Below are 15,392 nucleotides of genomic sequence, written 5' to 3' on the forward strand. Positions count from 1 at the left end.
AAAATTTAAAATAACAAATAAATTTAGAAAATGGTTGACAAATAAAACGAAGAGAAATATAATTTTACTATAATATTTAAACCGATGAATAAGAGGAGTAGATACAATAATTATTTTACAGAGAGTCGCAGTTGGTGGAATCGCGATAAATAACTTGTATTGAATGGACTTATGAGGGCAGAATGAAAGGTTTTATCTGAGTAGTATCTGACGGGAACTCCATCCGTTACCATAGGAGCATATATGATAGTATATGAGATGAGAGGGTCTTTATGACCAATTAGGGTGGTACCGCAGAAGATATGACTTTTGTCCCGATTATGGGATAAAAGTCTTTTTTATTTGCAAAAATTATTAAATTTAAAGTATTAGGGAGGAAAAAGATATGAAAAAGGCACCATACAGATTATATTTAAGTGAAGAAGAGATACCAAAACAATGGTATAACCTAAGAGCTGACATGAAGGAATTACCAGATCCAATGATAAATCCTGCTACAATGAAGCCAGCTGTTGAAGAGGATTTATATCCAGTATTTTGTAAGGAATTAGCTCACCAAGAAATGGACAACGAAACTAGATACGTTGATATACCAGATGAAGTTAGAGAAATGTATAAAATATATAGACCATCACCACTTTGTAGAGCATATAACTTAGAAAAAGCTCTAGGAACACCAGCTAAAATATACTACAAATTTGAAGGGAACAATACTTCAGGAAGTCATAAATTAAATTCAGCTATAGCACAAGCTTATTATGCTAAAAAAGAAGGATTAAAAGGTGTTACTACTGAAACTGGTGCAGGACAATGGGGAACTGCTCTATCAGAAGCTTGTTCATACTTTGGATTACCGCTAAATGTATATATGGTTAAAGTATCTTATGAACAAAAGCCTGACAGAAAAAATATAATGAGAGTATTTGGAGCAGATGTAACTCCATCTCCAAGTGACACTACAAATGCAGGTAGAAAAATACTAGCTCAAAACCCAGATGATCCAGGTTCTCTAGGAACTGCAATATCTGAAGCTGTTGAAGTAGCAGTAAGTACAGATGGGTACAGATATGTTTTAGGTTCAGTTTTAAACCAAGTACTTTTACATCAATCAATAATAGGATTAGAAGCTAAGGCTGCTATGGATAAATTAGAAGAATACCCTGATATAGTAATAGGATGTGCAGGTGGAGGATCTAACCTAGGTGGACTTATAGCTCCATACATGCAAGACAAGCTATTAGGTAAAGCTAATCCTAGAATAGTTGCAGTAGAACCAGCATCTTGTCCATCTCTTACAAGAGGTAAATACGCATATGATTTCTGCGATACAGGTAAAATAACTCCTATGGCTAAAATGTATACTCTAGGCTGTGAATTTACACCATCTAAAAACCATGCTGGAGGACTTAGATATCACGGTATGAGTCCAGTACTATCTAAATTATACCATGATGGATATATGGAAGCAGTTGCAGTTGAACAAACTAAGGTATTTGAAGCTGCTACATTATTCGCTAAGGTTGAAACAATACTTCCAGCTCCAGAATCATCACATGCTATCAGAGTCGCAATAGATGAAGCGCTAAAATGTAAAGAAACTGGTGAAGAAAAGACTATATTATTTGGATTAACTGGAACAGGATACTTCGATATGAAGGGATATAATGCTTATGTAGAAGGAACAATGACTGATTATATTCCTACAGATGAAGATTTACAAGTTGGTTTTGATAAATTACCTATAATTCCAGGAATACAAGATGAAATAAAATAGTGATTATGATATAAAATAGATAAAAATGATAAATGTTTAGAAAATTTAGAATTAAAGTTAAATTTTTAAAAATGAAATTTAGTTTTTAAATTGCAAGCTATTTTCCTATTAAAATAAAAAGAATTCTTTAGAAAACTTAAAAAAGATAATTGTTATAAAGAAAAAATATATAAAAAATAAGTTAAATATATAAATTAAAATGTACTTTTAGACAATATTAAAGACAAGTAAATATTGATAAAATAAAAACAAAGAATTTTCGATTAAATTTATTGAGGATTCTTTGTTTTTTTTATTTACGAAAAACAAATAGAAAAATATATAATAAAAAATGTTCGGATTTTATATTTGTAAATTTAAAACAATCAAAAAAAGAACAATTATAAACTTTAGAGAAAAAAACATTTTGACAAAAATAGTAAATAATATATAATTTATTTCAAGGATTTTAAAAAATAGAACACTTAGTAGGAGGTATGTATGGAGAAGGATCTAATCATTAAGGAAAGTAGAAAAAAAGTGCTTTTATGGGTAGTTTTAGTTTTAATAATACTGGCTTATTTATGTTCAATGCTATATTATAGCTCAGTCAAGAAGCCAGCTGTTATTTTTAGTATAATTGTGGCAACAGTTATTTTATTTATCGAACTTAGAAAGTTTATGAATCCTAAAATTGTGTTAAAGGCAGATAAAGAAGGCATAACAAATACAACTACATTAGATTTCAAAACAATCAAGTGGAATGAAATTAAAGAGATTTATATTTATAAAAAGACATTTTTAAATAAAAAGGATATGGTTACTGATAATTATATATGTTTTAATTTAAAAGACGAGAATAATCGCAATAAAAACAAAATCGATGTGGATTTTAGTAAAAAGTACGATAATAGGGGAACACAACGAATATTAATAACAGGATGCAATGAAAATGTTCATCAAATATTTAATAAACTAAAAAAGTACTATGAAAAAAATATTAGCAGTAAATAAAATTTATTTTGACAAAGTTTTATTAAAAATAAGGATTTTAATTTTTATTAAAGTCCTTATTTTTTTTTGTTATTTAAATAAAAATCTAATAAAAAGTTTAAAAATATACTATAACGTAAATAAGTGAAAAACTTTTGGACAACTTAAAGACATATTAAAGACAAAAAAAACGGTTTATTATATAAGCATAGAAAATGAAGTAATAAAATTAATTTTCAGAAAAAAGAAAGGGGAATTATCAATTATGGAAGTAAAAGATATCATGAACGATCCTGGGCTATGGATTGGAGCTGCAGTTATGATGGCGGCATTATTAGGAGGATGTTTAGCATTCTTAAAAGCATCTTTGAAGGAAGCTGAAAATCTTAACATGGACAAGCAAAAAATGGTAGCAGGTGTTAGAAGTGCTTGTATAACTACAGTAGGACCTGCATTAGCATGTGTTGTTGTATTAGTTTCATTCTTAAATATATTTGGTGCTCCAACAACTTGGATGAGATTAAATGACGTAGGTGCTGCAAGATCAGAACTTGGTGTATCTACAATAGCAGCAGGTATATTAGGACAAGTTCCAGGTGAAGCTGGATTTGATGCACAAGGATTTGCATACAGTCTTTGGGGTATGGCATTAAATAACTTTGGTTGGTTATTTGTTACATTAGTATTAACTAGTAGAATGGGTAAAATAGTTGACTCATTAAATGCTAAATTTAACCCTAAAATGATAAACATGGTTATGCAAGGTGCAGTATTCGGATTATTCGGTTACTTGTTAGTAAATGCAACTTACAAAAAAGGTAGCGCTTATTTAGCAGCTGCAATAGCATCAGCAATATCAATGTTCTTAATAAATAAATTTATCAAGAATCAAAGACTTCAAGAATTGGCTCTTGGTATAGCAATGGTTATCGGTATGATCGTTGCAACAGTATTATACAATATGGGTATAGTAACTATACCACAAGCTTAATGAGAAGGAGGTTTATCATATTATGTCATACGATAAAAAAGTAATTCAAATTGGGACAATAGCAATGTTAGTAGCTATAGTTGGTAACTTCTTACCAGTTGCTTACTTAGCTATATTTAAAGGATTATGTCCATCAGGTGCACAAATAATGCAAATATGGGGTGTTGCAGCAGCAACTTATGGTATAAGTTGGGTTATACAACCAATATCTTACTATCCAGCATTAGGTGCAGGTGGTTCTTATATAGGATGGATTTCAGGTTCAGTTGGTGATATGAAGATGCCTTCTATAACAATGGCTCAAAAAATATCAGGATATGAAGCAGGAACAGCTGAAGGAAAATGTATGTCTACAATAGCTGTAGTTGGTTCTATATTTACTTCATTTAGTATAGTAACAATATTCACAATAATAGGTAACGTAGTATTACCATTATTACCTGCATCAGTAACATTTGCATTTACATTTACATTACCTGCATTATTCGCAGCTATATATGTTCAAATGCTACCAAAGAGTGCAAAAGGTTCTATCGCAACTTTTATAATAGCTTTAGTAATATACCATATAGTTAAAACAACAGGAGCAAATACAGGATTTGCTACATTAGGAGCAGTTATCGGTGGTATGATTTCTTGTTACTTTGTTTACAATATGGATCATAAAAACGATGCAAAAGCATAATAGTTAAAATAATTAAAATAATAAATAATAGATGTTAAAATATTAAAATATATACAAATAACCCAAAACTAAAATAAAAAAATAATATACTAAATAAAAGTATAACCGTTACCTTAATAGAAAATATCCAAGTAGTTTATAATAAGTTATAAGCTACTTGGATTATATATAAAATAATAATTAAAAGTAGTAGGAGGCAATTATGTTAGATATTAAAATAATAAATGCCAAAATAATAGATGGTACAGGAGCACCAGCATTTGATGGTGAAGTTGGTATAGTAGGAGATAAAATAACAAAAATAGGAGACTTATCAAACGAAGAAGCAAAAACTGTAATAGATGCAAAAGGAAATGTAGTATCACCAGGATTTATAGATATGCATACTCACTCAGATATGTCTTTAGTATACGACAGAAATGCAAGCTCAAGAATATATTCAGGGATAACAACAGATGTTATAGGAAACTGTGGTATAGGTGTAGCACCTGTAAAAGAAGAAAATAGACAATTATTACTTGACTATTTAGGAACAAGAATAGTTGGTAGTATGCCAGTAAAACTAGAATTACCATGGGATAGCTATGAAAGCTACTTCAAATATATGGAACAAAACCCACCAGCAGTAAACGTAGCACCTCTTTTAGCTCAAGGTCCAATCAGAATATGGGAAATGGGATTCTCTAAAGAAGAACCAACAGAAGAACAATTACAACATATGCTAGATGAAGTAGAAGAATGCTTCAAACAAGGTGCACTAGGTGTAACAACAGGTCTTGTTTATTTACCAGGTGAATATACAACTAGAAAAGAAATCGTTGAAATATGTAAAATAGCTGCTAAATATGGATGCTTCTACGCAACTCATATGAGAACTGAATCAGATGAAGTTGAACAAGCATTAGAAGAAGCTATAAGTGTTGCAAAAGAAGCTGGAGTACATTTACATGTATCTCACTTAAAAGCAATGGGATATAAAAACTTCGGTAAAGCAACTAACTTAATAAAACAAATAAGAGACGCTCAAGATGAAGGTATGGAAGTATCATTTGACGTATATCCATATACAGCAGGTATGACTTCTCTATCAGCTTTAATGCCACCATGGACATTTGAAGGTGGAGTTAACAACATGATAGAAAGAATCAAAGATGAAGATAATAGAAAACAAATAATCAAAGATATAGAAGAAGGAATTCCTGGATGGCAAAACTTCGCTGGTTGCTGTAAAACTTGGGACGATATAACAGTGGTTTCAGTAACTAAAGACGACGATGCTTGGATGGAAGGAAAAACTATAACTCAAATAGCAGAAGCTAAAGGAACTGATCCATATACTGCTATATTCGAAACATTAATACATGAAAATGGTAGAGTTCAAATAACTACTAACTTCATGGATGACAAAGAAGTAGAAATGATACTTTCTCAACCAGATGTAATGGTAGGATCTGACTCAATGAGTTTAGCAACAGAAGGAATGTTAGCTAAAACAAGTACTCATCCAAGAGCATTTGGTACTCAAACTAAAGTTATATCTGAATATGTAAGAGATAGAAAATGCTTCTCTCTTGAAGCAGCTGTAAGAAAATTAACTGGTCTTCCAGCATCAGTATTACAATTAGACAGAAGAGGAACATTAGCTGAAGGAAACTATGCAGATATAGTAATATTCAATCCAGATACTGTACAAGATAAAGCAACTTATGCGAATCCAAAACAATATCCAGAAGGAATTGAAACTGTACTTGTAAATGGTGTAGTTGCCTTAGAAAATGGTAAACAAGTAGATGTATTACCAGGAAAATTATTAAAAAATGCTTATGCAAGACAAAATCAATAATTTTAAATAGAGAATAATTAACATGCAAGCATCAATAGTCATTAACCTTTTAAAATATTATACATACAGTTCATATACCGAGAACTTAAAAACCCTTGTCCCTTAAGAAATGACTATTAACATAAAAAAAGGGGAATTGCCGTTATTGGTGGTTCCCCTTTTTCAAAAAGTAATAAAAAGGAGGCTTTATAGATGTTAGACATAAAAATAATAAATGGAATTATAGTAGATGGTTCTGGAAAAGAAGCTTATAAAGCAGATTTAGGAATAATAGGAGATAAAATAGAAAAAATAGGAGATCTATCTGGTGAAGATACAAAAACTATAATAGATGCAAAAGGACAAGTTGTATCACCAGGATTTATAGATATGCATACTCATTCAGATATGTCTTTAGTATATGATAGAAACGCATGCAGTAGAATACGTTCAGGTGTAACAACAGATGTTATAGGAAACTGTGGTATAGGTGTGGCACCAGTAAAAGAAGAAAACAGACAATTATTACTTGATTATCTAGGAACAAGAATAGTTGGAAGTATGCCAGTTAAATTAGAGTTACCATGGAGTAGCTATGAAAGCTATGTTAAATACATGGAAGAAAATCCACCAGCAGTAAATGTAGCACCACTTCTAGCTCAAGGACCAATTAGAATATATGAGATGGGATTCTCTAAAGAAGAACCAACTGACAAAGAATTAGAAAATATGGTCGAATTAGCAGATGAATGTATGCAAGAAGGACCTCTAGGAATGACTTCAGGTCTTGTATATTTACCAGGTGAATATACTACACAAAATGAATTAGTAGAGCTTTGCAAAAAAGTCGCTAAATACGATGGCTTCTATGCAACTCATATGAGAAATGAAGGAGATGAAATATTTGAAGCAATGGATGAAGCTATAGATGTAGCTAAAAAATCAGGTGTAAGACTTCATATATCTCACTTAAAATGTTTAGGACATAAAAACTTTGGACAAACAGATAAATTATTTGCAAAAATAAACAAGGCTAGAGAAGAAGGAGTTAAAATGTCATTTGACGTTTATCCATACAATGCAGGAATGACTTCTCTATCAGCATTACTACCTCCTTGGATGTTTGAAGGTGGAGTAGACAAAATGGTAGATAGATTAACTGATGAAAAAAATAGAAAGCAAATAGTTCACGATATAGAAAATGGATTACCAGGATGGCAAAACTTCGGTGGAAGCTTACGTTCATGGGATGATGTAACAATAGTTTCAGTTACTAAGGATGAAGATTCATGGATGGAAGGAATGAAATTAACTGAAATAGCAGCTAAATGGGATAAAGATGTATACAATACAATGTTTGACATACTTTACAAAGAAAATGGTAGAGTTCAAATAACAGTAGTATTGATGGATGAAAAGGATGTAGAAACTATCTTATGCCATCCAGATTCAATGGTAGGATCTGACTCAATGAGCTTAGCTACAGAAGGATTATTAGCTAAAACAAGTACTCACCCAAGAGCATTTGGTACACAAGCTAAGGTTTTAGGTGAATTTGTAAGAGAAAAGAAATGCTTCTCTCTTGAAGAAGGAGTTAAGAAATTAACTTATAATATAGCTAAAATATTAAAATTAGAAGATAGAGGATTAATAAAAGAAGGAAACTTCGCAGATATAGTAATATTTAACCCAGACACTATAAAAGATATGGCTACATACAAGGATCCAAAACAATATCCAGTTGGAATAGATACAGTACTTGTAAATGGGGTAGTTGCATTTAAAGATGGTGAACAATTAGATGTGTTACCAGGAAGATTCTTAAAAAATTCTTTTGCAAGTAAATAATATGAAATTAATGATTTATAGGAGTCCGTTATGTTTGACTTAAAAATAATTAATGGAAAAATAGTAGATGGTTCAGGTGAAACAGCGTACAAAGGTGATATAGGAATAATAGGAGAAAAAATAGTAGAAATAGGCGATTTATCAAATAAAGAAGCCAAAACTACTATAGATGCAAATAAAAAAGTAGTATCACCTGGATTTATAGATATACATACACATTCTGATATGTCTTTAGTATACGATAGATATGCCAGAAGTAGAATATACACAGGTGTAACAACAGATGTCATAGGAAACTGTGGTATAGGAGTGGCACCAGTAAAAGAAGAAAATAGACAATTATTATTAGACTATCTAGGAACAAGAATAGTTGGAAGTATGCCAGTAAAGCTTGAACTACCTTGGGATACTTATGCAAGCTACATTAAATACATGGAGGAAAATCCTCCAGCAGTAAATGTAGCACCGCTTCTAGCACAAGGGGCGATAAGAATTCACGAAATGGGATTTTCAAAAGAAGATCCAACTGATGAACAACTTCAAAATATGATTGATTTAACTGAAGAATGCTTCAAATGTGGAGCATTGGGATTGACTTCAGGTCTTGTATATCTGCCAGGAGAATTTACATCACAAAAAGAGCTTATAGAGCTAAATAAAGTTACTAAAAAATACGGTGGATTTTATGCAACTCATATGAGAAATGAAGGTGATGATATAGAAAAGGCAATGGACGAGGCTATAGATGTCTGCAGACAATCAGGAGCATCACTTGAAATATCACATTTAAAATTATCAGGTAAGCCTAATTTTGGAAAAACTGATATGTTATTCGATAAAATAGAAAAGGCTAGAAAAGAAGGCTTAGACGTGACTTTTGATGTATATCCATACAACTCTGGAATGACTTCACTATCAGCTTTGATGCCACCATGGACATTTGAAGGTGGAGTAGACAAGATGATAGAGAGAATTAAGCTTCCAGAAAACAGAGAGAAAATAATTCACGATATAGAAAATGGTCTACCAGGATGGCAAAACTTTGCAAGTATAGTTAAATCTGTTCCAGGAATAATGATAGCGTCTGTTGTCAAAGACGAGGATTCTTGGATGGAAGGTAAAACTCTAGAAGAAATAAGTAAAGAGCTTGGTATAGATGATATATATACAACGATATTTGAAATTCTTATAAAAGAAAATGGAAGAATTCAAATGGTCGTTGAAGGTATGGATGAAGACGATGTTATAAAGATATTATCTAAAGATGATGTATCTGTTGGTTCAGACAGTATGAGTTTATCTCATATAGGTCTACTATCAAAGAGTAGCACTCATCCAAGAGCCTTTGGTACACCAAGTATAGTTTTAGGACATTATTCAAGAGAAAAAGGACTATTCTCTATAGAAAAGGCAGTTAGAAAATTAACTTCAAATCCAGCTAAGAGATTAGGACTTAAAGACAGGGGATTGTTAAAAGAAGGTTATTATGCAGATATAGTTATTTTTGACGAAAATACTATAATAGATAAAGCCACATATAAAAATCCAAAGCAATATCCAGAGGGAATAGAAACAGTTTTAGTAAATGGAAATATTGCATTTAAAGATGGAGAACAATTAGATGTATTACGTGGAAAGGTATTAAAAAATGAATATGCGTCTAAGTAATTAAATTTATATAGAATGTTATAGAGGGAGAGTTAAATGGAAAAGGTATTAAAACAAGTTTATGATTATATCGATAGTCAAAAAGACGCGATGGTAGAAACTTTAGGAGAAGTAGTAAATATAGAAAGTTATGGTTATTCAAAAGAAGATGTAAATAAAGTAGCTATAAAATTCAAAGAATTATTTGAAGCTGAAGGTCTTTGCTGTAAATTAATACCAGCAGAACCTAATGGGTACTGTTTATCAGGTATATTAGGTAAAGACAGACCAGGAAAACCAATCATATTCTCAGGACATATGGATACAGCTTTAGAAATAGGAACTTTAGCAAAAAGACCATTTAAAGTAGTAGATGGAAAAGCTGAAGGTATAGGTGTTCTCGATATGAAAGGTGGTATAGTAATAGCTCTTTATGTAATAAAGGCTCTAAATTCTATAGGATACGATGAAAGACCTATAAAAGTAATATTTGCAGGAGACGAAGAAGCTAACCATATAGGATCAAATGCTCCAGAAATAATGATGGCAGAAGCTAAAGGCGGACTTTGTGCATTTAATATGGAAACAGGATTAATAGACAACGCTATCTGTGTAGGTAGAAGAGGTAGAATAGGTGTACAACTTGAAGTTACAGGAGTATCTTCTCATGCTGGTAACGACTTTGCATCAGGAAGAAATGCAATAGCTGAAATGGCTTATAAAATAATCGATGTTCAAAAAATAACTGACTTAGAAGCTGGAATATCTTGTTCTACTACTTTAATAAACGGTGGACATAGTGCAAATGCTATACCATCAAAATGTACTATAGATATAGACATAAGATTTAATAAGGTTTCTCAATTAGATGAAATAAAAGCTAAATTAGAAGCTATAGCTAAGAACCAAGTTATAGATCAAACTTCTTGTGAAGTTAGATATATAAGCAAAATGATGCCTTATGAAACAACTGAAGATACTATGAGATTATATAATTTTATAAAAGATACTGCTGAAGAATTTGGATTTAGAGAATTTGGATACAGAACAGTTGGAGGAGCTTCAGATGCAAGCTACTTAACTATAGCAGGTGTTCCAACATTATGTTCTTGTGGTGTTGTAGGTGAATGGAACCATACTATGCGTGAATATGCAATAGTAGACACTATGTATGAAAGAGCAAAATTATATGCAACAGCAATATTAAATATAGCTAAATTTGAAAAATAGTAAATAGAATATAATTTTAATTTATCGTAATTATATATTAAATTATACTTTAATATATAATTACGATAAAAGTTTTTAAATAAAAATAAGATTTATGTGTAGAAGTAATATCCATGTTATGATATATTATATTAAATTAATTTATTTAATTTATAAATCAAATATATTGAAAATTTGCAAAATTCAGAAAATAAAAGGGGGTATTATCTTGGAAGCAAATAAGAAAAATTTAAACGTCGAAAAGAAAAGAGGATTTAAGGTTCCAAATGCTTATATCATAGTCATAGGAATTATGATTTTTGTATCGATATTGACTTATATAGTTCCAGCTGGTAAATACGCTGAAATAACAACAGCATCAGGAACAACAGTATTAGATCCAAATTCATTTACTTATGTTGAACAACAAGGTATAAGCTTATGGCAATTCTTTACTGCATTTTATGCAGGGCTTCAAAAGAACCAAGCAATTATATTTTTCCTATTCTTATTAGGAGGATACTTTAAAATAATAATCGATACAAAGGCTGTAGACGGCTTTATATCATTATTAATTGATAAGCTAGGAAATAAAGTATTAATAACTATACCAATATTGATGCTAGTAATGTCTTTATTAGGAGATGCAGGTGTTTTAATAAATCCAGTTGTAGCATTTATTCCAATAGGAATACTACTTGCAAACAGATTAAAATTAGACCCAATATGTGCAGTAGCAGTTACTTTCGTAGCAGCATATCAAGGATTTTCTACAACACAATTATGTGGACCTACATTACAAACAGCTCAAGCTATAGCTGAATTACCTGTTTTATCAGGATTTGGATATAGATTTGTAATATGGGCGATAGTATTTGTAGCAACAGCATTATATACTATGCGTTATGCTAAGAAGGTGTCACAAGATCCAACTAAGAGCTTAGTTTACGGTGACTATGAAATAATGGAAGTCAAAGAAGATGAAATAACTAAATTCGAAGCTAGACATGGAATAATAATGTTAATTATGCTAGTAGGATTTGGTATATATTCATATGGAGCTGTTAAATACAGCTGGGGTATGGATTATATGGCAGCTATATTCTTCATAGTAGGAGTATCTGGAGGTATAGTAGGAGGATTAAACGGAGATCAAATAGTTAAATCTTTCGTAGATGGTTGTAAAGAAATGTGTTTCTCAGCTATGTTAATGGGATGTGCAGCAGCAATATCAATATTACTTTCAGAAGGAAGTATATTACATACTATAACACATGCATTTGCATTATTCTTACAAAACTTCCCAGCATATATATCAGCACCACTTATGTATGTAGCAAATGTACTTGTTAACTTCTTCGTATCATCAGGTTCAGGACAAGCAGTTGTAGTAATGCCAATAATGGCTCCACTTGCAGATTTAGTAGGAGTAACTAGACAATTAGCAGTTTGTGCATATCAATTTGGGGATGGATTATCAAACTGTATATTCCCTACAAATGGAACAATGATGGCTTGTATAGCATTAGCTGGTGTAAAATATGAAAAATGGTTAAAATGGATATTACCACTATTTGTTATATGGTCAGTAATAATAATGATAGCACTTATGATAGGTGTTATGATAGGTATAGCATAATGTATCTAATAAATTTTTCCTTATAAAATAAATGCAAAAAAGGTATATGAGATAAGCGAATTATCCTATATACCTTTTTTGTATAGAGTTATATATTAGTTTAAAAATCAAATTGGATAATTCGGCTCGGTCTTCCAGTATCATTTACTATTTTTTTGCCGACTATCTTACAGTATCCACTTAATTCTAATTTACTTACAATACGGTTAATACTTCTAATAGACAGGTTACATGCTTCTGCTAATTCTTTAGAAGTAAAGTGATTTTTTTTGTATTTAGTGACGACATTGTAAAGTAAAAAAACTGTGTTTATACTTACGCCAGAGGTTTGAGAAATTGAAGATAGCTTTTTATCTATTAAATTGTCGTCTGATGAGCTATCTATCTCGTTAGGCATTATAGGGCCTTCAACTTTATTGTTTTCGTATACTATATAAGCTGTATTTTTATTATGTTGTTTTGCTTTAATCATTCCAGAGTTTGCATTATACTTTGCATCCTGTGCTGTTGAACCATAGCCTATACCGATTGATACTGTGTGCAGAGAATGCTCATCTATTTCATTTAATAGAGAAATATTTTTAAAATTATCTGTTTCTAATTCCAATATATTTTTTGTAGAAAAAAGTAAATATGTATTGGAAGAAGCCTCTACAACTGCTGCTTTTATGTCTTGAGCGAACTTATAAATCATTTCCAAGACAGACATTTTTTCGTGTATATAATGGTATTCGTCCTTACTGATTACAGAGTACTCGCTCGGCAAATCGATTTCGATTGAAAGTATAACTATTTTACTCTTTTGATTTTGCTTAGCCTCGTATTTTAAATATAGCTTAGAGATAGTCTCCCTTATTACAGCACGAGAAGGATATGCAGTAAAGCAGTGAATTCCATCTTTTTTAAGCATTTTATCGACTGTATGAAGTGCTGTTATAATACAGGTTCTATCATCTTTTAAGTAATTTTTTTTATGGAAGTTAAAAACCTGCTGATTATATTTAGTTTTTCCAACCTCGTCATTTATATGAAGAGGCTCGTCTTTTATTAAAGATACATTTATATTATCGAAGTCAAATGATAAATCGGTATAAGCCTCTTTTATTAATTCATAAGAAAAAGTATCACAGCTTATATTTTTTATATCATAGTTCAATAATGAGGCACTTAAAAGAGCATTTGTAAAAGAAGAAACATGTCTTGGAAAGTAATCCCACAAGCAGTCGATCTTTAAATATTGTTTAGAATAAGAATACGCACTTAAACCTCCAAATAATAAAGCGTCATAGTCTTTAGGTATACTTTTAATCATATCTGCACTTTCTTTATAATCGTTATATAGGAGTTCGATTAATTCAATATCGTTGAATTCTTTAACTACTTCTCTGGCTTTATTCATAATAACTATTGGTGCAACTAATGCTATTTTCAAAAAATCACTCCAAACTATAAATTTATTATTAGCTTATTTTAGCATTTCTAACAATTTAATACAAATAAAAATTTAAATAGATATTGACACAAAAAATAAAAATAAGTAAAATATATAGCAAGCTATATATTTAGGAGGAATAAAATTTATGTTAGGTCCTATATTTAAACAAATACATATAGCTTTTGAATCTCGATGTAATAAAAATTTACAACGATACAATTTGACACAATCTCAAATGGATGTTCTTGTGTATTTAAAGCATCATGGTAGTTCTACAGTTACACAGAGGGATTTAGAGGCTGGTTTAAGATTGACAAACCCTACAATCACAGGGATTTTAAATAGGCTAGAGGATAAAAATTTAATAACTAGAGAGACTAATTTAAATGATAGAAGATCTAAAATTATAAAAATGACAGATAAAAGCAAAATTGTACTAGAAGAAAGCTATATTGATCTTAAAGAATTAGAATCTCAAATTATCAAAGGTTTTTCTGATGAAGAAAAGGAAGAATTAGTTGTGTTACTAAATAAAGTTTTAAATAATTTAAAATAAAGACGTATATAAATAATGTAGAGAACTCTCTACTTTATTATACAAAAATAAATTTATTTATGTATTGAGGAGGTATTAATAATGATACGAAAATTAGCGTCGTATATAGGGGAATTCAAAAGAGCTTCTATATTAACACCATTATTTATGATACTAGAAGCTATTTGTGAGGTAATTATACCGTTGTTAATGGCTGCAGTTATCGACAACGGTGTAAATAATAGTGATATGGGATATATTGCTAAGGTAGGTATACTTATGCTCATTGTTTCGATGTTATCACTTGCATGTGGTGCTTTAGGTGCGAAGTATGGGGCAAATGCTTCTGCAGGTTTTGCAAGAAATTTAAGAAGTGCTATGTTTGAAAATATTCAAGACTTTTCATTTCAAAATATCGACAAGTTTTCAACTGCAGGTCTAGTTACAAGACTTACTACCGATATAACAAATGTGCAAAATGCATATCAAATGATTTTAAGAATGTGTGTAAGAGCGCCACTTATGCTGATATTTGCTATGATTATGTCTGTTTTGATAAATAGGACTTTAGCATTAGTATTTTTAGGCGCAATAATATTTCTCGGGACAGTGCTTTTCTTTATAATGACAAATGTACATCCTAAGTTTATGAGCGTTTTTAAAAAATACGATGATTTAAATGCAAGTGTTCAAGAAAATTTAACTGGTATAAGAACAGTAAAATCTGCGGTTAGAGAGGATTTTGAAATAAATAAATTTAAAAAAGCCTCTTTAAATGTCAAAAATAAATTCGTAGATGCAGAAAAGATATTAGTATTAAATGCACCTGTAATGC

At 30.7% G+C, this 15,392-nt stretch carries 12 protein-coding genes and 1 other annotated feature; of the genes, 11 read left to right on the forward strand and 1 reads right to left on the reverse strand.

Features of this window, described 5'->3' with window-relative positions:
* Positions 1-75 precede the first annotated feature (75 nt).
* Positions 76-320: a binding site (T-box leader), on the forward strand.
* A 65-nt stretch (positions 321-385) separates the two neighbouring features.
* From SPD90_RS05135 to SPD90_RS05175, 9 genes are all read left to right on the forward strand, one after another.
* The gene (locus tag SPD90_RS05135) at positions 386-1,774 is read left to right on the forward strand and encodes a TrpB-like pyridoxal phosphate-dependent enzyme (protein ID WP_320625337.1); all 1,389 of its coding nucleotides are present in this window, start codon (positions 386-388) and stop codon (positions 1,772-1,774) included.
* A 480-nt stretch (positions 1,775-2,254) separates the two neighbouring features.
* Positions 2,255-2,767 carry a hypothetical protein gene (locus SPD90_RS05140; RefSeq protein ID WP_320924518.1) on the forward strand — a complete coding sequence of 171 codons (513 nt, stop codon included), beginning with the start codon at positions 2,255-2,257 and terminating at the stop codon, positions 2,765-2,767.
* Positions 2,768-3,011: 244 nt separating this feature from the next.
* Complete coding sequence (locus tag SPD90_RS05145) at positions 3,012-3,737, forward strand: DUF5058 family protein (RefSeq protein ID WP_320625339.1); 726 nt, start codon at positions 3,012-3,014, stop codon at positions 3,735-3,737.
* 22 nt (positions 3,738-3,759) lie between these two features.
* Entirely contained in the window at positions 3,760-4,422 is a 663-nt protein-coding gene (locus SPD90_RS05150; protein WP_320924519.1) for a hypothetical protein, read from the forward strand.
* Between the two features lie 202 nt (positions 4,423-4,624).
* On the forward strand, positions 4,625-6,265 hold the full coding sequence (locus tag SPD90_RS05155; RefSeq protein ID WP_320924520.1) for an N-acyl-D-amino-acid deacylase family protein: 1,641 nt from the start codon (positions 4,625-4,627) through the stop codon (positions 6,263-6,265).
* 192 nt (positions 6,266-6,457) lie between these two features.
* Positions 6,458-8,092, forward strand: coding sequence for an N-acyl-D-amino-acid deacylase family protein (locus tag SPD90_RS05160; protein WP_320924521.1), 1,635 nt, complete (start codon positions 6,458-6,460; stop codon positions 8,090-8,092).
* A gap of 30 nt (positions 8,093-8,122) precedes the next feature.
* On the forward strand, positions 8,123-9,760 hold the full coding sequence (locus SPD90_RS05165) for an N-acyl-D-amino-acid deacylase family protein (protein WP_320924522.1): 1,638 nt from the start codon (positions 8,123-8,125) through the stop codon (positions 9,758-9,760).
* A gap of 36 nt (positions 9,761-9,796) precedes the next feature.
* Entirely contained in the window at positions 9,797-10,969 is a 1,173-nt protein-coding gene (locus SPD90_RS05170; RefSeq protein WP_320924523.1) for a M20 family metallopeptidase, read from the forward strand.
* A gap of 208 nt (positions 10,970-11,177) precedes the next feature.
* Entirely contained in the window at positions 11,178-12,587 is a 1,410-nt protein-coding gene (locus tag SPD90_RS05175; protein WP_320626996.1) for a YfcC family protein, read from the forward strand.
* A 100-nt stretch (positions 12,588-12,687) separates the two neighbouring features.
* Here SPD90_RS05175 and SPD90_RS05180 read toward each other — a convergent pair whose 3' ends face one another.
* Positions 12,688-14,019, reverse strand: coding sequence for a hypothetical protein (locus SPD90_RS05180; RefSeq protein ID WP_320924524.1), 1,332 nt, complete (start codon positions 14,017-14,019; stop codon positions 12,688-12,690).
* A gap of 148 nt (positions 14,020-14,167) precedes the next feature.
* Between SPD90_RS05180 and SPD90_RS05185 the strand changes: the two genes are divergently transcribed.
* Together SPD90_RS05185 and SPD90_RS05190 are read left to right on the forward strand one after the other, a co-directional pair.
* The gene (locus SPD90_RS05185; RefSeq protein ID WP_320625084.1) at positions 14,168-14,578 is read left to right on the forward strand and encodes a MarR family winged helix-turn-helix transcriptional regulator; all 411 of its coding nucleotides are present in this window, start codon (positions 14,168-14,170) and stop codon (positions 14,576-14,578) included.
* Positions 14,579-14,659: 81 nt separating this feature from the next.
* Positions 14,660-15,392: ABC transporter permease (locus tag SPD90_RS05190; protein WP_320924525.1), on the forward strand; the 733-nt coding region annotated here is incomplete at its 3' end.

The organism is Intestinibacter sp. (genome assembly GCF_034113885.1).
Lineage (GTDB): Bacteria > Bacillota > Clostridia > Peptostreptococcales > Peptostreptococcaceae > Intestinibacter.